A 16,105-nucleotide genomic window follows, 5' to 3' on the forward strand; every position below is an offset into this window, starting at 1 on the left:
CCCCCGTGCGGCTCCCGTCACCCCTACTACACCGCTGCCCGCCCCCGGGTTCCCACCGCGGCCGTGGAATCCGCGCGGACCTGAGAGAATGAGTGCCATGGCTCTCGATCGTCCCCGTGTGCTCTCCGGCATCCAGCCCACCGCAGGTTCGTTCCACCTGGGCAACTACCTGGGCGCGGTCCGCCAGTGGGTGGCCCTGCAGGAGTCCCACGACGCCTTCTACATGGTCGTCGACCTCCATGCGATCACCGTGCCGCAGGACCCGGCCGAGCTGCGCGCCAACACCCGGCTCGCCGCCGCCCAGCTGCTGGCCGCCGGGCTCGACCCCGAGCGCTGCACCCTGTTCGTCCAGAGCCACGTCCCCGAACACGCGCAGCTCGGCTGGGTGTTCAACTGCCTCACCGGCTTCGGCGAGGCGTCCCGCATGACGCAGTTCAAGGACAAGTCCGCCAAGCAGGGCGCGGACCGGGCCACCGTCGGCCTGTTCACGTACCCGATCCTGCAGGTCGCGGACATCCTGCTGTACCAGGCGAACGCCGTCCCGGTCGGCGAGGACCAGCGCCAGCACATCGAGCTCACCCGCGACCTCGCGGAGCGCTTCAACGGCCGGTTCGGCGAGACCTTCACCATCCCCGGCGCCTACATCGTCAAGGAGACGGCGAAGATCTACGACCTGCAGGAACCGCTGTCGAAGATGAGCAAGTCGGCGGCGTCCCCGAAGGGCCTGATCAACCTCCTCGACGAGCCCAAGACCTCGGCGAAGAAGATCAAGAGCGCGGTCACCGACACCGACACCGTGATCCGCTACGACGAGCAGGAGAAGCCGGGCGTCAGCAACCTGCTGACCATCTACTCCACCCTCACCGGCACCGGTATCCCGGAACTCGAGCAGAAGTACGAGGGCAAGGGCTACGGTGCGCTCAAGACCGACCTCGCGGAGGTCTTCGTGGAATGGGTCACGCCCTTCCGCGAGCGCACCCAGGAGTACCTGGGCGACCCGGAGACGCTGGACTCGGTCCTCGCGAAGGGCGCCGAGAAGGCCCGGTCCGTCGCCGCGGAGACCCTGGCGAAGGCGTACGAGAGGATCGGCTTCCTGCCCGCGAAGCACTGACGGCTCCTTCCGCGCCCGTGGACGCCCGGAAAGAGGGGCCTTAGGTCCCGCGCAGGTGTGACGGACGACGCTCGCGCGGGAGGCCGCGCGCGCGTCACACTGGCAGCTGACGCAGTGGTGTCGTACGGCGTGCGTACGATGCCGCGAACCGACCCGGGGAAGGGGTGAACACGTGGGAAACCGCATGATCGGCGTGTCGATCGCGGTCCCCGAGCCTTACGGCAGCCTGCTGCAGCAGCGCCGCGCCTGCTACGGAGACCCGCTGGCGTACTGCATCCCGACCCACGTCACGCTGCTCCCGCCCACCGAGGTGGACACGGCGCTGCTCCCGGCCTTCCGGGAGCACCTCGCCGAGGTCGCCGCCACCGGCCGTGCCTTCCCCATGCGGCTGGAGGGCACGGCCAGCTTCCGGCCGGTCACCCCGGTCGTCTACGTCGAGCTGGTCCAGGGCGGCCGCGACTGCGCCGACCTGCAGGAGCGCGTCCGCTCCGGCCCGGTCCGGCGCGAGCTCCAGTTCCCGTACCACCCGCACGTCACCATCGGCCACGGCATCCCCGACGAGGCGCTGGACCGCGCCGAGACGGAGCTGTCCGACTTCGTCGCCACCTGGACCGTCAGCTGCTTCTCGCTGTACGAGCAGGACGACGAGGGCGTCTGGCGCAGTGTGCGGGACTACCCCTTCGGCGGCACCGGGCATCCCCTCGTGCCGCACCAGCCCGGTGCGTGCGAGCCGCTCAGCCCGGCTCCCGCGGGAGGCCCACCGCACACGTGAGCACGCCGGGCGGAGCCGCGCGCGACCGCCCGCCTACGCTGCCGCCATGCACCCCACACTCGCCGCGGACCGCGCACACCTCCCCGAACTCCTTCAAGCGGCAAGGGACCTGGCCGTCCGTGAGCTGGCCGCGGTCGACGACCGCCCGGCCGCCCGCCCCGGGCCCGCACCCGAGCCGCAGCCCCTCCCCGTCACCGGGACCGGCGCCGACGGTGCGCTCGCGCTCTTCGAGCGGCGCTGGGCACCCGGTTTCTCGGGCAGCGCCGGCCCGCGCTACCTGGGCTTCGTGACCGGGGGAGCGACCCCCGCCGCCGTCGCGGGGGACTGGCTCACCGGTACCTACGACCAGAACGTCTCGGCGGGCGGCGACTCGTCCGCCGCCGCCCTGGAACGCGAGACCGTCGGCTGGCTCCGCGCGATGCTCGGCCTCGGCGCGGAGCACAGCGGCGCCTTCGTCACCGGCGCGACCGTCTCCAACACCGTGGGCCTGGCCGTGGCGCGCGAGTGGCTCGGCGAACGGCGGGGGCTGTCCGTGTCCCGCGACGGGCTGGCCGCGCTCGGCCCGGTGACGGTGCTGTCCGGCACCCCGCACTCCAGCATCGGCAAGGCCCTGTCCGTGCTCGGCCTCGGCCGGTCGTCCCTGACCCGCGTACCGGTGCTGCCCGGCGGCCGTGAGGCGGTGGACGTCGACCGCCTCGCCGCGGCCCTGGAGTCGCTGGAGGGGCGTCCGGCCGTCGTGGTCGCCAACGCGGGCACCGTCAACACCGTCGACTTCGACGACCTGCGCGCGATCGCCGCCCTGAAGGAGCGCCACGACTTCTGGTTCCACGTCGACGCCGCGTTCGGCGGCTTCGCCGCGCTGTCACCCGCGTACGCGCACCTCGCCGAGGGCATCGACGCCGCGGACTCCGTCTGCGTCGACCTCCACAAGTGGCTGAACGTGCCCTACGACGCCGCCGTCCAGTTCACCCGCCGCCAGGACCTCCAGGTCCGGGTCTTCCACAACGACTCGCCCTACCTGGGCCTGCCGTCCCTCCCCGACCCGGACTTCCTCCACCTCACCCCCGAGAACTCGCGCCGGCTGCGGGCCCTCGCCGCGTGGTTCTCCCTCACCGCCTACGGCAGCGAGGGCCACCGCGAGGTCGTCGAACGCAACGCCGCCTGCGCCCGGCGCCTCGGCGAGCGCATCGAGACCGACCCCCGTCTGCGGCTGCTGGCCCCCGTGCGGCTCAACGTCGTCTGCTTCACCCTGGCCGACGACCCCACGCCCGAGCGCGTCGACGCGCTCGTCCGCGCCGTCGCCGCCTCCGGGGAGGCCTTCCTCACCCCGACGGTCCTCCACGGCGTGCCCGCCGTGCGGGCGGCCTTCAGCAACTGGCGTACATCCGAGGCCGACACGGACCGTGTCCTGGACGCGATCACCACCGCGACGGCGACCGCCACCTAGAGTGCACGTCGTGACGGAGGGTAGGCGCGCGGTATGGAATGGCTGACTCGGCTCCCAGTGATCGGACCGTGGATCGCGCGGCTCATGCGCACCCACGCCTGGCGCACGTACGAACATCTGGAGGACGTGCACTGGACGCGGCTCGCCGCCGCCATCACCTTCGTCAGCTTCGTCGCGCTCTTCCCGCTGCTGACCGTCGGTGCCGCCGTCGGCGCGGCCCTGCTGTCCCCCGGCCGGCTGAAGGAACTGGAGGACAAGCTGGCCGAGCAGGTCCCCGGCATCGCCGACCAGCTCAACATCGGCGGGCTCGTCGACAACGCGGGCACGGTGGGCACCATCGCCGCCGTCCTGCTGGTCGTCACCGGCGTCAGCTGGGTCGGCGCCCTGCGCGACTGCCTCAGGGCGGTCTGGCACAAGGACGACGAGCCCGAGAACCCCTTCGTCCAGAAGCTCAAGGACTTCGGCGTCCTGGTCGGCCTGGGTGTCGTCGCCCTGCTCTCCGTCGCCTGCTCGGCCCTCGCCGGGACGGCCGTCGGCCGTCTCGGCGACGCCATCGGCCTCGATGAACACGGCCCCGGGCGGGCCCTGTTGTCGGTGGCGGGCTTCTGCATCGCCGTCCTCGTGGACCTGCTGATCCTCGCCTACCTGCTCACCCTGCTGCCCGGGGTCACCCCGAACCGCCGCGACGTCGTCGTGGCGAGCCTCATCGGCGCGATCGGCTTCGAGGTGCTGAAGCTGCTCATCAGCGGCTACCTGCAGAGCGTGGCCACCAAGAGCATGTACGGGGCCTTCGGGGTGCCCATCGCGCTGCTGCTGTGGATCAACTTCACGGCGAAGCTGCTGCTGTACTGCGCGGCCTGGACGGCCACCCCGCACAGCGCCGAACCGGCCGCCGCCCGCCAGGACGCGCCGGGTGGGCCGGAGCACGCGCGGCCCGAGACCGCCTGACGGTGCGGAAGGGCCCGGCCGTCAGTAGGCCGGCGTCGCCGGCCAGGCGCCCCGGCGCGCCAGGTCCACGACGACGGCGGCGATGTTCCACGCGTCGTCCTCGCCGCGGTGGTGGCGGCCTTCGAGGGGCAGCCCGACGAGCCGGAGCGCCTCCGCCATGCCGGGGCGTTTGGTCAGGCGGTGGGCCTGGGTGAAGAGCGTCTTGACGTTGATGTGCCGGCCACCGAAGGGGTACGTCGTATCGGTCGCCCGGCACTGGCGGTTGAACTGGTGACGGTCGTAGTCGCCCCAGCTCGCCCACGCCCGCGACCCCGCCCGGTGCTCGACGGCGAGCAGCTTGCACGCGTCCGCGAAGTCCAGGCCCGAGTCCACCTCGGCCTGCGTCAGGCCGGTCAGTTGCGTGCAGAAGGGGCTCACGGCGGAGCGCGCGGGCCGTACGAGGACGCGGTGGCGGGCGACGCGCTCGCCCGCGACGAGGTCCACGACGGTCAGCCCGATCTCGATGATCTCGCTCACCGAGCCTTGCGGCGGCTCGCCGTCCCAGCACGTCGCCTCGACGTCGATGACGTTCAGGAGTCCCAGGTCACTGTCCATGGCGCGAACCCTACGTCGAGATCAGGCCACTGGTCACTACTGTTTGCGGATGGTTTTGTCACTCTGAGTTCGAACCAGACCGTTTTACCGATGCCGTACGGCCGAGGTTGAACGTTCCAGGCGTCGGCGAGCAACTCCACGAGCGCCAGCCCGCGTCCCGACTCGTCCGTTGCCGACGCCCGCCGCGGTACGGGCGGGTCGTCGCCGGCGTCGCAGACCTCCACCCGCAGGGTCCCCGAGACCAGGGCGGCGCGAGCGGCGATCCGCCGGTCCGGTGGGACCCGCGCGTGGCGGACGGCGTTGCCCATCAACTCGCTGAGCAGCAGGACCGCGGTGTCCGTCGCCTCGGCGCCGAGGCCCCACGCGAGGGCCAGTTCCCGCAGCCGGGCCCGCGCCCGCCCGACGCTGCGCGGGTGGCGCGAAAACCACCACTCGGCAGGGGGAGTTGTCTCGTCCATGGCTCAAAAGTGCAGGTCGCAGCGTACCGTCGGGAGTAGCGGCGCGAGTACGGAGGGTGGTTGTACCCGAGTGGCCAGTGACGTGTCCCCGCCCCCGATGGCGTGGCGGTACTGCGGCAACCAGGTCAAGCTCTGGCGCGAACACGCCGGCGTCACGCGCGAGCAACTGGCCGACGAGGCGGGGTACGGCTACGAGACCGTCAAGTCGATGGAGCAGGGGCGCCGCCGCCCGACGCAGCGGCTGCTCCAGATCGCCGACGGGCTGTGCGGGGCACAGGGCAAACTCACGGCGGCGGAGGCGTTCCTCAAACCCGAGCGGTTCCTGTCGTACGCCCGGGACTTCATGCGCTACGAGGCCGAGGCGATCGCGCTGAACACGTACGAGCCCCAGTTCATCCCGGGGTTGCTCCAGACCGAGGAGACCGCGCTCGCGCTGTTCCGCGCCCACTGGCCCCCGTTGGACGACGAGACCATCGAGGAGCGCGTGGCCGCACGGATGGCACGACAGGCCCTACTGGACAAGCAGACAAGGGCGTTCAGCTTCACGATCGGGGAAGCGGCGCTGCGGTACCCCGTGGGCGGTGGGGAGGCGCACGTCCGGCAGTTGGAGCGCCTGCTGGAGGCCGGGGCCCGCCGCAACGTGGACATCCAGGCGATGCCCTTCGGCGGGGCGCATCCGGGCCTCAACGGCCCCTTCGTCCTGCTGGAGACAGCGGAACACCTCCACCTCGCCTACGTCGAGGGGCACGAGACCGGTGTGCTGCACTCGGACTCGGAGAAGGTCAGCATCATCGCCCAGCGGCATGCCATGATCCTCCGGCGGGCCCTTGGCCCGGAGGAGTCGGAAGCGTACATCGGGAAACTCGCGGAGGAGCTGCGGCCATGACCGGCGAGCTGACGTGGTTCAGGTCCACCCACAGCGACACCGGCGGAGGCAACTGCGTCGAGGTCGCGTTCGGCCCCTGCGTGGTCCTGGTGCGGGACTCCAAGGACCGGGCCGGGGACCGGCTGACGTTCACGCCCGGAGCGTGGGCGGACTTCGTGGCGTACGCGGTCACGCGCGGCGCAGACGACGCCAGGCGATGACGCCCATCAGTGCTGCGATGACGATGGGCGTGGCCGCGTTCTCGCCGTCGAAGTAGACGACCTGGAAGGTGAACGCGCCGGCCATCAGGCCGATGAAGGCCACTGCCGCGATCCCGGCCAGGCGCGGGACGACGAGGCCGATGGCACCGGCGAGTTCGAGGGCACCGATGAGGTACATGAACCAGTTGCCGTAGCCGATGGTGTCGAAGCTCCCGGCGGCCGAGGAGTGCGCGATGAGCTTCGGCGTGGCGCTGGCGAGCGCGAAGAACAGGGCGAGCAGGATCTGCAGCGCCCACACGGCGGTGTTCGCCCGGCCGCGGTCGCGGGACGGGGCGGTCGTGGCGGTGGCGGTCATCGTGGTCTCCTCCGGTGTCGGGTGTACGCGGAGGTGGACCGGCCGGCCGCCCGGAACTCATCGGTTCAGCGCAGGAAGTGGGCGACGGCGAACCACGCGGCGGCCAGCACCAGAACGGTGACGAGGATGTAGCCCACGAGGTAGACCCCGGCGAGCACGGCCGCCGGGGCGGCCATGAACCATCCGGCGCGTCCGGCGGGGGTCTTGGCCCGGAGGGCCGAGCGGAGACAGTAGGCGACCGCGACGAGGCCCAGGACGAGCCCGAAGACCGACAACATGCCCATGGCGTGCTCCCTTCCCGTACCGGCTTTGCCTGGTTCCTGGGTACCGGCCGGGCGGTCCGCGCGGCAGGGGGCGGTCGCAGCGGGGTGGGCGCACGAGCCGCACGTGCGCCGTCGAGCGCCCCCCGGGCCGGGGGCATGTGCGCGTGGCACGACACGACTGCGGCCGGTGGCGGGAGCCACCGGCCGCAGTCCGCCGCAGGACCGACGGGAACGATCTTCCGGCTCGGGCCGACCTTAGTGGGGCACCGCCGGCCGGCGAAGCGGGACGTGACGGATCAGGCCACGTCGGCCGGCGGTCAGGCCGGACGGTCCGCCGTGGCTTCGGCCTGCGGCGCGGGCGCCTCCCGCTCGGTGCCCTCCTCCGCGGCCGCCTCCTCCGCCGCGTCCGCCTTCGCCTCGTCCGTCTTCTCCCCGGCCTCCTTCGGCCCTTCCTCCGCCTTCTTGGCGTCGGCCTTCTCGGCGTCGGCCTTTCCGGCGTCGGCCTTTCCGGCGTCCGTCTCCGCCTCGGCGGTCTTCGCGGGCGCGTCGTCGCCGGGCTTGGTCGGGGCGGGGACGGCGGCCGTCGACGTCCGCTGCGGCAGCGGCCAGCGGCGCCGTACGAGGAAGGCCAGCGCGGCGACGACCAGGACGGAGCCGCCGGTGAGCGCGAGGGCGGTCCACGCCCCGCCGCCACCGGAGGAGGCGTGCGGGGCGGCCTGCGCCCGCGCCTGCCTGCTGGGGGAGGCGGAGGGTGAGGGCGAGGCCGACGCGATGGCGGACTTCGGGGGCACCAGGGTGCCGACGGGGGTCACCATGCCGTCCGCCTGGAACCCCCAGTCGAGCAGCTTCGCGGCCTCCTTGTAGGCCACGTTGTGGCCCTCGCCAGGGTGCATGACGGTCACCAGCAGCGTGCGGTCGCCGCGCTGCGCGACACCGGTGAAGGTGTTGCCCGCGTTGGTGGTGTAGCCGTTCTTCACGCCCGCGATGCCGTCGTAGGTCGCGAGGTCGTAGTCGCCGGAGAGCAGCCGGTTGGTGTTCTGTATCTCGAAGGTCCCGCGCTTCTTCTTGCCCTTCTTGCCCTTCTTCCCCTTGACGGTCTTCCACTCGCCGGGGAACTTGGCGCGCACGGTCGAGCAGTACTCGCGGAAGTCCGCGTTCTGCAGGCCGGCGCGGGCGAAGAGGGTCAGGTCGTACGCCGAGGAGACCTGGCCTGGCATGTCGTAGCCGTCGGGGGAGATCACGGTGGTGTCGTCCGCCTGCAGGTCCTCGGCCTTGCGCTGCATCTCCAGGACGGTCGCGTCCACGCCGCCGTTCATGGAGGACAGGACGTGGACGGCGTCGTTCCCGGAGCGCAGGAAGACACCGAGCCACAGGTCGTGGACGGTGTAGGTGAGGTTCTCCTTGATGCCCACGAGGCTGCTGCCCGCGCCGACGCCGTCGAGGTCGGAGGGCTGCACCTGGTAGGTCTGCGACTTGTCCAGCTTCGGCAGGACCGTGTCCGCGAACAGCATCTTGAGCGTGCTGGCGGGCGGCAGCTCCCAGTGCGCGTTGTGGGCGGCCAGCACCTGCCCGGTCTCGGCGTCGGAGACGATCCACGACCGTGAGGTGAGCTTCTCGGGCAGGGCGGGAGCGCCGGTCAGCGGGCTGACCTGGGTGCCGGGCTGTCCCAGCCGTTCCCCGCCGACCGTCGACATCTGCGCGGGCGGCGTCGGAGTGGCCGAGGGCGACGGGGTCTTCGCGTGCGCGACGGGCGCGGCGGTCAGGGCCGTACCACCGGCGAGTGCGAGGGCGGACAGCACCAGGGCGGAACGGCGCGCGGCGCGGGGGGAGGAGTTCGGCACGATGAGAAGTTACAGGCCGTCCGGGACCTGCGGCAGGCGTGGGGGGCCGATCGGGCCGTGACCGATCCCACGTCCCGGATGTGCAACCGGGCGGTGCCCACGGGCGTCTTGGGCGGCGGCCCGCGGTACGGGCGACGGGACGACCCCGGGGGAGGGGGCCGCGCGGCGGCCCGCATACTGGTCGCATGAAGCTCAGCCGCCCCGTGTCCTGGTTCCTGACCGCCTTCGGGGTGTGGAGCTGGATCGTATGGACGACGTTCGTCAAGAACCTGTGGAAGGACGCCAGCGGGCTCGCCTTCGAGGGCGGTGACCACGGCTCGCCCACCACGTACTTCTGGGTGCACCTGACGCTGGCGGTGACCTCCCTCGTGCTGGGCACCGCGATCGGCGTCCTCGGCGTCCGCGGTCTGAGAGCGCTGCGGGCCGCCCGGTGATCCTCGTGGTGGTCGCCGTCGTCGCGGCCGTCCTGGCCCTCCTCGGCGGGGTGCACTACTACCTGTGGCGCCGGCTGGTCCGCGACGTGTCCGCGCCGGAGGGCTGGTGGCGGCGGACGGGGACGGTCCTGGCGGTCGTCCTGCCGCTGCTGAGCCTGGGCGCGCTGGTCGGCGGGCGGGCGCTGCCGCTGGCGGCCGAGCGGTGGCTGGCCTGGCCGGGCTACCTGTGGCTGGCGGTGCTGCTGTACCTGACGCTGGCGGTACTGGCAGGTGAGGCCGTACGGCCGCTGCTGCGGGGCGCGCTCGAACGCAGGGATCGGTCCCGGGGCGTGCGGGAGGCCGGGGCCGCCGAGCCGGCCGGGCAGGACACCGCGGATCCCGGGCCGCGGCCGGAGCCCGCACCCGCCGGACAGACGAGGCGGCTGTTCGTCGCCCGTACGGTCGGTGCCGCGGCGGCCGTGGCCGCGGGGGTGACGGTCGGCCAGGGCACGTACGGAGTGCTGCGCGGCCCGCGCCTGAAGCACGTCACCGTGCCGCTCGCCAAGCTCCCCGCGAGCGCGGACGGCTACCGGATCGCCGTGGTGAGCGACATCCACCTCGGCCCGATCCTCGGCAAGGCGCACACCCAGCGGATCGTGGACACGATCAACGGGGCCCGCCCGGACCTCGTCACCATCGTCGGCGACCTGGTCGACGGCTCGGTGCCGGAACTGGGCGCCGCGGCCGAGCCGCTGGCCCGGCTCCGGGCGCGGGACGGGAGCTTTTTCGTCACCGGCAACCACGAGTACTTCTCCGGGGCCGCACCCTGGATCGACTTCGTGCGCGACCTGGGCGTCCACCCGCTGGAGAACGCCCGCACCGAACTCGCCGGCTTCGACCTGGCCGGGGTCAACGACATCAGCGGCGCGGACCACGACCACGCCCCCGACTACACCAAGGCGCTCGGCGACCGGGACACCTCGCGGGTGGTCGTGCTCCTCGCCCACCAGCCGGTGATGATCCACGAGGCGGTCCGGCACCACGTCGACCTGCAGTTGTCCGGGCACACCCACGGCGGGCAGCTGTGGCCCGGCAACTACATCGCGGAACTGGCCAATCCCACGGTGGCCGGCCTGGAGAGCTACGGCGACACCCAGCTGTACGTGACCCGTGGCGCGGGGGCCTGGGGCCCGCCGGTCCGCGTGGGCGCGCCCTCGGACATCACGATCGTGACCCTCGCCTCCCCGCGCGCCTGAATGTGGCCGGAAAGTTCTCACCGAGTGAGAACAATCCGACACGGAGCGCATTCCCCGCGTCGAAACTGGTAAGGGATGGCGCAACGGAAGGGGGGCGTTCGCTCATGGGGAGAGTGACCTGATGAGGCGCAGTGCGTTCCGGCTGCCCCGGCACCCGACGTCGGTCGGACTGGCCCGGCACCGGGTCCGTGACCACCTGGAGGGCTGGGAGCAGGAGGGCGGGACCGTCGAGTCGGTCGTCCTGGTCGTGTCGGAGCTGGCGACGAACGCCGTACGGCACAGTCCGCTCCTGGAGCGGGAGTTCGAGGTGGCGGTGACCGTCCACAGCGACGGTTCGTGCGTCGTCGAGGTCTCCGACGGCGACGCGCAGTCCCGCCCCGTGCCGCGCGACGCGGGGGACGGCGACGAGTCGGGGCGCGGTCTGCGGCTGGTGCAGGCGCTCTCGGACACCTGGGGTGTCCGGGAGCGCGGCCGGTACGGCAAGACGGTCTGGGCGGTGCTGGCCGAGCCCGCCGTGGGCTGACGGGGGTGCTCCGTACGACCGGTGGGAGAGGTGGGAGCGGCGGGCCGGCTCAGCGCCGGAAGAGGAACTCCGAGAGCAGCTCGCGGATCTCACGCACGATCGGCCGCAGCAGCCGGTAGCGGGAGAGCCTGAGGATCCGCGCGCCCAGCGGAGCGGTCCGCGCGACCAGCCGGCGGGTGCGCTCGGTGTCGGGGGAGTGGTCGAAGACCCAGTAGACGACGATGCCCATCTGGTACATCCACATCAGCTCGGGCAGCACCTCGGCCAGTTCGGCGTCGACCTTGATGTCGGCGCCGGAGAGCACCCGTTCGTGGATGGAGATGGCGGCGTCGCGGGCCGGGTGCGACTCGGGGGAGAAGGGACTGAGCGGGCTCGCCGGGTCGGCGGCGTTCTTGAAGAACTGCGCGGCGAACTGGTGGTAGGGGCGGGCCACGTCGATCCAGGAGGTCATGACGGTGAGCAGCCGCACCGCCAGGTCCCTCTCCCCGCCGCCCTCCAGGAGGCCCTGGACCGCGGCCGCGTGTTCGGCGGCGAGGCGGTCGTAGAAGCCCTGGACGAGGTGTTCCTTCCCCTCGAAGTAGTAGTAGGCGTTGCCGACCGAGACCCCGGCCTCCTTGGCGATGGCGCGCATCGTCGTCTTGTCGTAGCCCCGTTCCTCGAACAGCCGCATGGCCGTCTCGAGGATCAGGGCGCGCGTCTGCTCGCTCTTGGGGGGCCGGGGTGCCCCGGGGGTCGTGCCGGGGGGTGCTTCTTCCACGTCCGTGAGCCTAACCGGGCGGGGCGCAGCCGTCCGCGCAGGCGTCCGGGACGGCGCCAGGGGCACGGTGCGTCCAGCCGTCCTTGGGGTCGTAGGACCAGCCCTCGCCGCTGGGGTACACCCGGCCGCCCCAGCCCGTCGCGGCGGCCCCGCCGCCCCACTGCGCCTCGCGGTAGCGGGCGGCGGCGAGCACGGCGGCCCGGGCGACGGGCGCTCCGGCGCGGGTGCTGAGGCGGTGCGCCATCGGCCGGTACTCGGCCAGGGCCCACAGGCAGACCAGCCAGGCGGCGTCGTCGCGGTAGACCTGTCCGGAGTCCCCGACGACGGTGATCTCGCGCAGGGTCGCGGCGTGGTCCAGCTCCGGGAAGCGGCGGCGCGCCTCGTCGGAGCCGACCGGGACGAGGTCCAGCGGCACGATCTGCCGCTGGCGTTCCAGCCAGCGGCGGACGAAGGAGCAGAGCGAGCAGTCCGGGTCGTACAGGACGGTCAGCAGGCGGACCGGCACCGGGGCCGCCGGAGCGGCCCCGGTCACTGGGGTGCGGTCCATCGCCGTCACGCCCCCGGCTGCGCGGGGGCGGTCCAGCCCTGCGGGCGGATGGGCGGGATCTGCTCGCGGTCCATGACGCCCCGGCGGCGGATCTTGTTGAGGACGTACACGTTGCACAGGTGCAGCACCCCGAGGACGAGCAGGACGACACCGAGCTTGACCGACAGCGCCTCGAAGAGCTCGCGGGCGTTCCCGACCCGGTCGGCGTTCTTCAGGTACAGCGCCACGAAGCCGAAGTTCACGAGGTAGAAGCCGACCACCAGAAGGTGGTTGACGGCGTCGGCCAGCTTCTCGTTGCCGTGGAGCACGTCTTCGAGGAAGACCTTGCCGGCCCGGCTGAGGGTCCGGGCCACCCACACCGTCAGCGCGATGCTGACGAGCAGGTAGATGACGTATGCGACGACCGTGAGGTCCATGGGTCCCACCCTTTTCGAACGTGTTCAAAACCCGTTGCCGATGACTGTAGACCTGTTTTTGAACATGTTCAAGCGAGAAGTGCGGTGGCCCGCAGGGGCCGTGGGGCGGGTGCGTCGCAGCCCTCCGCCGCCGGCCCTCCACCGTCAGCTCTTCGCCGTCCGGTCGGCGGATGGAGCGGGCGCGGCCGGCTCCGCGCGGACCTGGGTCCCGATCGCCCGCACCGCGGGTACCGCCGCGGTCGCCAGGCAGGCGGCCGCCACCAGCGCCGCCGACACCGCCAGCGGGACCGCCGAGCCCCACAGGTTCGCGGCGAGCGGGGCCAGCGCGTAGCCCACGGGCATCGCGGCGAGCGACAGCAGCCAGTCGTACGAGGTCACCCGGGCCAGTGCCCGCGGCGGCACCTGCTGCTGGACGACCGTCTCCCAGACCGGGTTGAGGTAGCCGAGCGCGGCCAGTGCCAGCCCGTACGCCGCGACGAGCAGCGGGGCCGGTGCGGCGAGGGCCAGCAGGACCAGCGGCAGCGCGTACGTCGCCAGGCCCAGGTTGGCCACGAGCACGGGACGGCGGGGACGGGCCCGCGCGGCCAGCAGGGAGCCGAGGACGAGGCCCACCGCCCCGGCCTCCAGGACCCAGAACCACACGCCCTCGCCGCCGAGCCGGTGGATCGCGACGGCCGGACCGAGGGTGGTCAGGACCGCGGCGGCCCCGTTCCACACGGCGTGCGCGACCAGACTCGTCCAGTACCAGTCGCGGGAACGGACCTCGCTCCAGCCCTCCTTGAGGTCCGCGAGCATCGACGCGCGCGGCAGCGGCGTCCGCTCGACCCGCAGCACCGCCAGGAGCGCGGCGCTCACCGCGAAGGAGGCCGCGTCCAGCACGAAGGCCAGGCCGGGGCCGGCGGCCCAGATCAGCGCCGCGGCCAGGGCCGGGCCGCACAGCCGGGTCGCGCTGTTCGCCACGCCCATCAGGGCGTTGGCCCGCTGCCGTGCCGCCCCGTCGGTCACCGTGCCCGCGACCAGCGGCGACTGGGTCGGCATCGCGAACGCCGAGGCGGTGCCGCCCACCGCCTCGGCGAGCGCGATGGGCGCCAGCGACGGGTCGCCGCCGAGCAGTTCGAACCCGACGAAGAGCTGGGCGGCGCAGCGTACGAGGTCGGTGAGGAGCGCCACGCGCCGGGCGTCGAAGCGGTCCGCGACCACCCCGCCGAGCGGCAGGAGCAGCAGCTTGGGCACCATCGCGCAGGCCAGGACGAGGGCGAGGGCCGAGACGTCGCCGGTCGCCCGGGTCACGGCGATGACCAGTGCGGCGGGCACGACCCCGTCGCCGAGCAGGGACAGCGTGCGTCCGGCGAACAGCAGCCGGAAGCCGCGGAGCCGGAGGGGATGCGTGGGCGTCATGGCACCGCAATGTATTTCGGTGCCGAATCATTCGCCACCGAAATATACTGCGCCGTAGGATTCGGCCATGGACGCAGACGCCGACGCCGACACCGTGGGAGCCCCGGTGGAACGGGACTGGACCGACGGGCACGTGGAGCGCTGGCTGCCCCTCCTGCCGGACCTCGACCCCGACATCGAGGGCGCCGTCACCCGCATGAAGCTCGTCACCAGCCACCTGCGCAAGGTCCGTGAGCAGTCGCTGGTCGACTTCGGCCTGCAGCGGCACGAGTTCGACACCCTGCACGCCCTCGCCGGGCGCGGCGGCCGCGCCGCCCCGTCCGAACTCGCCGCGGACCTCGACCTGGCCCCCGCGTCCGTCACCGGCCGCCTCGACGCGCTGGAGGCCCGCGGCCACGTCCGGCGCACCCACTCCACCGCCGACCGCCGGCGCGTCGACGTCGAGCTCACCGACGACGGCCGTGCCACCTGGCTCGGTGCCATGGACGTCCTCGGCCACGAGGAGTACCGGCTGCTGGGGGCCCTCGACGCCGACGAACGCCGGTACCTCTCCGACCTGCTGCGACGCGTCATGGTGGTGGCGGAGGACGGCTGAACACAGGATCCGGGAAGATCCGACATCCTGTGCGAAATTTGTGAGCGTTCCCCGCTGACAGGCCGCCGAACCGCCGAGTAGCTTTACCTTCTCTTCGGCACGCAACCGCTCCGTCACCGGCCGAAGGCCCGACCTGGGGGCAGCATGTTCGACGAGGACCGCTACCGGACCCTCCCCTACCCGCGGGGACCCTTCCCGGGCTTCCCCGTCTCCGGGGGCGTGGGACTCGCCACGCCGTCCGGCGACATGCGCCGCCCCGGGGCCGTCTGGCTCCTGGGGCCCCTCACCTTCGGCGTGTACTGGCTGGTCTGGTACTACCGGGCCAACAAGGAGCTGCGGGAGTTCGACCCCGGCATCAAGGTCCGCCCCGCCCTCGCCGTGCTCGCCGTCAGCCTGGGCGCGCTGCTGCTCGTGCCCGCCGTCGTCTCGCTCTACAACACCGGCTGCCGCATCGCCCGCGCCCAGCGCCGCGCGGGCCTCCACGACACGGTCTCCGGCCTCAAGGGGCTGCTGCTGGCCCCCGCGTTCGGGCTGACCTCCTTCTACTACCAGGAGCAGCTCAACCAGGTCTGGGTCGCCCGCAACTGACGCTCAGCCCGTCGCGCGGTCCCCCGCTCCCAGCTCCGCGGTGCGGTCGGGGCGCGTGAACTGCTCCGTCACCTGGATGAACGCCGCCTTCAGGTGTTCGGGGATGCCCAGGGCGTCCGCCGCCTGCGCGGCGGTCATCCGAGGGCCCGCGGGGCCGGCGCCCGAAGCCTGGACGTCCGGCCGGGGAAGGTCGTCCTCGGTCAGCTTGCCCGACCGGACGAGCACGTCGCGCACGGGGATGCCGAGCGCACGGGCGAGACCGCGCATCGTCTCCAGATCCGGCATGCTCTGCCGCTGCAGCAGCCGTGTGATGGCCGCGCGGTGCACCCCGGCGTCGTCCGCGAGCTTCGACCTGCCGCCCCCGCGCGGGCTGTCGATGTCGTACCCCCGGCCGCGCATGAGGCTTTCGATCCAGTCGGCGAACTCTTCGATGTGGTCGGCATCGCTCGGCACCTGTGGGGCTCCTCCCTCTTGCTTCTTCACGATAACCAGCGTGCGCGCACGAAATGTACCGTTGCGCGATCGCATCGGTGAAGATCCCGTGTTCAGGACGCCCCTGGTCCGCGGGGTGCCGGGCATATTCCCAAGGCATGTGCCACAGGCCTGCGCCGGGAACAAATTTGTTGCGTGCGCGTTCGCAACATGCGAAAGTGTGTTCGAATTCGCAACGTCAACCGTCGGAGGGTCCGACCGTCGTGTCCTTACGTTCCCCCTGTGAACCCCAGCCCCCGCAAGCC

21 protein-coding genes are annotated in these 16,105 nt (G+C 72.4%); 11 read left to right on the top strand and 10 right to left on the bottom strand.

The features are described 5' to 3' along the window. Positions 1-97: 97 nt before the first annotated feature. From trpS to PV350_RS34870, 4 genes are all read left to right on the top strand, one after another. Complete coding sequence (gene trpS, locus PV350_RS34855) at positions 98-1,111, top strand: tryptophan--tRNA ligase (protein ID WP_499513540.1); 1,014 nt, start codon at positions 98-100, stop codon at positions 1,109-1,111. A 172-nt stretch (positions 1,112-1,283) separates the two neighbouring features. Continuing rightward, entirely contained in the window at positions 1,284-1,883 is a 600-nt protein-coding gene (locus PV350_RS34860) for a 2'-5' RNA ligase family protein (RefSeq protein ID WP_500337549.1), read from the top strand. Positions 1,884-1,929: 46 nt separating this feature from the next. Further along, the gene (locus PV350_RS34865) at positions 1,930-3,330 is read left to right on the top strand and encodes a pyridoxal phosphate-dependent decarboxylase family protein (RefSeq protein WP_500337550.1); all 1,401 of its coding nucleotides are present in this window, start codon (positions 1,930-1,932) and stop codon (positions 3,328-3,330) included. Between the two features lie 84 nt (positions 3,331-3,414). After that, a complete protein-coding gene (locus PV350_RS34870; protein ID WP_500337551.1) occupies positions 3,415-4,278 on the top strand; it encodes a YihY/virulence factor BrkB family protein in 864 nt (287 codons plus the stop codon). A gap of 21 nt (positions 4,279-4,299) precedes the next feature. Here the strand turns inward: PV350_RS34870 and PV350_RS34875 are convergent, their stop codons facing one another. Further along, the gene (locus PV350_RS34875) at positions 4,300-4,872 is read right to left on the bottom strand and encodes a 3'-5' exonuclease (protein WP_499513544.1); all 573 of its coding nucleotides are present in this window, start codon (positions 4,870-4,872) and stop codon (positions 4,300-4,302) included. After that, positions 4,848-5,330 carry an ATP-binding protein gene (locus PV350_RS34880; RefSeq protein WP_499513545.1) on the bottom strand — a complete coding sequence of 161 codons (483 nt, stop codon included), beginning with the start codon at positions 5,328-5,330 and terminating at the stop codon, positions 4,848-4,850. The genes PV350_RS34875 and PV350_RS34880 overlap by 25 nt, the downstream gene beginning before the upstream one ends. Positions 5,331-5,400: 70 nt before the next feature. Here PV350_RS34880 and PV350_RS34885 point away from each other — a divergent pair, with 70 nt between their 5' ends. Together PV350_RS34885 and PV350_RS34890 are read left to right on the top strand one after the other, a co-directional pair. Continuing rightward, on the top strand, positions 5,401-6,216 hold the full coding sequence (locus PV350_RS34885; RefSeq protein WP_500337552.1) for a helix-turn-helix domain-containing protein: 816 nt from the start codon (positions 5,401-5,403) through the stop codon (positions 6,214-6,216). Next, positions 6,213-6,416, top strand: coding sequence for a DUF397 domain-containing protein (locus PV350_RS34890; protein ID WP_500337553.1), 204 nt, complete (start codon positions 6,213-6,215; stop codon positions 6,414-6,416). Before PV350_RS34885 ends, PV350_RS34890 begins: the two co-directional genes overlap by 4 nt. Here the strand turns inward: PV350_RS34890 and PV350_RS34895 are convergent. The 3 genes from PV350_RS34895 to PV350_RS34905 all read right to left on the bottom strand — a co-directional run bounded on the left by PV350_RS34895 (position 6,385) and on the right by PV350_RS34905 (position 8,875). Continuing rightward, positions 6,385-6,771, bottom strand: coding sequence for a DoxX family protein (locus tag PV350_RS34895; protein WP_499513548.1), 387 nt, complete (start codon positions 6,769-6,771; stop codon positions 6,385-6,387). The genes PV350_RS34890 and PV350_RS34895 overlap by 32 nt on opposite strands. 65 nt (positions 6,772-6,836) lie before the next feature. Further along, positions 6,837-7,055 carry a hypothetical protein gene (locus PV350_RS34900; protein ID WP_499513549.1) on the bottom strand — a complete coding sequence of 73 codons (219 nt, stop codon included), beginning with the start codon at positions 7,053-7,055 and terminating at the stop codon, positions 6,837-6,839. Positions 7,056-7,351: 296 nt separating this feature from the next. Then, a complete protein-coding gene (locus PV350_RS34905; RefSeq protein WP_500337554.1) occupies positions 7,352-8,875 on the bottom strand; it encodes a D-alanyl-D-alanine carboxypeptidase family protein in 1,524 nt (507 codons plus the stop codon). 185 nt (positions 8,876-9,060) lie between these two features. Here PV350_RS34905 and PV350_RS34910 point away from each other — a divergent pair, with 185 nt between their 5' ends. The 3 genes from PV350_RS34910 to PV350_RS34920 all read left to right on the top strand — a co-directional run bounded on the left by PV350_RS34910 (position 9,061) and on the right by PV350_RS34920 (position 11,067). Beyond that, entirely contained in the window at positions 9,061-9,309 is a 249-nt protein-coding gene (locus PV350_RS34910; RefSeq protein WP_018561248.1) for an SCO4848 family membrane protein, read from the top strand. After that, positions 9,306-10,544, top strand: coding sequence for a metallophosphoesterase (locus PV350_RS34915; RefSeq protein WP_500337555.1), 1,239 nt, complete (start codon positions 9,306-9,308; stop codon positions 10,542-10,544). Before PV350_RS34910 ends, PV350_RS34915 begins: the two co-directional genes overlap by 4 nt. A 118-nt stretch (positions 10,545-10,662) precedes the next feature. Beyond that, positions 10,663-11,067: an ATP-binding protein gene (locus PV350_RS34920; RefSeq protein WP_499516919.1), complete on the top strand. Its 405-nt coding sequence runs from the start codon at positions 10,663-10,665 to the stop codon at positions 11,065-11,067. Positions 11,068-11,116: 49 nt separating this feature from the next. Here PV350_RS34920 and PV350_RS34925 read toward each other — a convergent pair whose 3' ends face one another. The 4 genes from PV350_RS34925 to PV350_RS34940 form a co-directional block, all read right to left on the bottom strand. Beyond that, entirely contained in the window at positions 11,117-11,884 is a 768-nt protein-coding gene (locus tag PV350_RS34925; protein WP_500337559.1) for a TetR/AcrR family transcriptional regulator, read from the bottom strand. Continuing rightward, entirely contained in the window at positions 11,835-12,371 is a 537-nt protein-coding gene (locus PV350_RS34930) for a thiol-disulfide oxidoreductase DCC family protein (RefSeq protein WP_499513553.1), read from the bottom strand. Before PV350_RS34930 ends, PV350_RS34925 begins: the two co-directional genes overlap by 50 nt. A 5-nt stretch (positions 12,372-12,376) precedes the next feature. Further along, a complete protein-coding gene (locus PV350_RS34935) occupies positions 12,377-12,787 on the bottom strand; it encodes a hypothetical protein (RefSeq protein ID WP_500337556.1) in 411 nt (136 codons plus the stop codon). Positions 12,788-12,931: 144 nt separating this feature from the next. Then, a complete protein-coding gene (locus tag PV350_RS34940) occupies positions 12,932-14,185 on the bottom strand; it encodes an MFS transporter (protein WP_500337557.1) in 1,254 nt (417 codons plus the stop codon). A 67-nt stretch (positions 14,186-14,252) separates the two neighbouring features. On the opposite strand from PV350_RS34940, the gene PV350_RS34945 reads away from it, so the two are divergent. Both PV350_RS34945 and PV350_RS34950 read left to right on the top strand, forming a co-directional pair. After that, positions 14,253-14,780, top strand: a complete 528-nt coding sequence (locus tag PV350_RS34945) for a MarR family winged helix-turn-helix transcriptional regulator (RefSeq protein WP_499513556.1) — start codon at positions 14,253-14,255, stop codon at positions 14,778-14,780. A gap of 144 nt (positions 14,781-14,924) precedes the next feature. Continuing rightward, on the top strand, positions 14,925-15,368 hold the full coding sequence (locus PV350_RS34950) for a DUF4234 domain-containing protein (protein WP_499513557.1): 444 nt from the start codon (positions 14,925-14,927) through the stop codon (positions 15,366-15,368). 3 nt (positions 15,369-15,371) lie between these two features. Here PV350_RS34950 and PV350_RS34955 read toward each other — a convergent pair whose 3' ends face one another. Next, entirely contained in the window at positions 15,372-15,821 is a 450-nt protein-coding gene (locus PV350_RS34955) for a helix-turn-helix domain-containing protein (RefSeq protein WP_500337558.1), read from the bottom strand. Positions 15,822-16,105: the final 284 nt, after the last annotated feature.

The organism is Streptomyces sp. PA03-6a (assembly GCF_033792765.1).
Lineage (GTDB): Bacteria > Actinomycetota > Actinomycetes > Streptomycetales > Streptomycetaceae > Actinacidiphila.

What these genes read in the sequence shown, in the direction of transcription:
- trpS (WP_499513540.1), top strand. Translation starts at nt 98, where the DNA reads ATGGCTCTCGATCGTCCCCGTGTGCTCTCCGGCATCCAGCCCACCGCA.
- PV350_RS34865 (WP_500337550.1), top strand. Translation starts at nt 1,930, where the DNA reads ATGCACCCCACACTCGCCGCGGACCGCGCACACCTCCCCGAACTCCTT.
- PV350_RS34870 (WP_500337551.1), top strand. Translation starts at nt 3,415, where the DNA reads ATGCGCACCCACGCCTGGCGCACGTACGAACATCTGGAGGACGTGCAC.
- PV350_RS34875 (WP_499513544.1), bottom strand. Translation starts at nt 4,872, where the DNA reads ATGGACAGTGACCTGGGACTCCTGAACGTCATCGACGTCGAGGCGACG.
- PV350_RS34880 (WP_499513545.1), bottom strand. Translation starts at nt 5,330, where the DNA reads ATGGACGAGACAACTCCCCCTGCCGAGTGGTGGTTTTCGCGCCACCCG.
- PV350_RS34890 (WP_500337553.1), top strand. Translation starts at nt 6,213, where the DNA reads ATGACCGGCGAGCTGACGTGGTTCAGGTCCACCCACAGCGACACCGGC.
- PV350_RS34895 (WP_499513548.1), bottom strand. Translation starts at nt 6,771, where the DNA reads ATGACCGCCACCGCCACGACCGCCCCGTCCCGCGACCGCGGCCGGGCG.
- PV350_RS34900 (WP_499513549.1), bottom strand. Translation starts at nt 7,055, where the DNA reads ATGGGCATGTTGTCGGTCTTCGGGCTCGTCCTGGGCCTCGTCGCGGTC.
- PV350_RS34910 (WP_018561248.1), top strand. Translation starts at nt 9,061, where the DNA reads ATGAAGCTCAGCCGCCCCGTGTCCTGGTTCCTGACCGCCTTCGGGGTG.
- PV350_RS34930 (WP_499513553.1), bottom strand. Translation starts at nt 12,371, where the DNA reads ATGGACCGCACCCCAGTGACCGGGGCCGCTCCGGCGGCCCCGGTGCCG.
- PV350_RS34935 (WP_500337556.1), bottom strand. Translation starts at nt 12,787, where the DNA reads ATGGACCTCACGGTCGTCGCATACGTCATCTACCTGCTCGTCAGCATC.
- PV350_RS34940 (WP_500337557.1), bottom strand. Translation starts at nt 14,185, where the DNA reads ATGACGCCCACGCATCCCCTCCGGCTCCGCGGCTTCCGGCTGCTGTTC.
- PV350_RS34945 (WP_499513556.1), top strand. Translation starts at nt 14,253, where the DNA reads ATGGACGCAGACGCCGACGCCGACACCGTGGGAGCCCCGGTGGAACGG.
- PV350_RS34950 (WP_499513557.1), top strand. Translation starts at nt 14,925, where the DNA reads ATGTTCGACGAGGACCGCTACCGGACCCTCCCCTACCCGCGGGGACCC.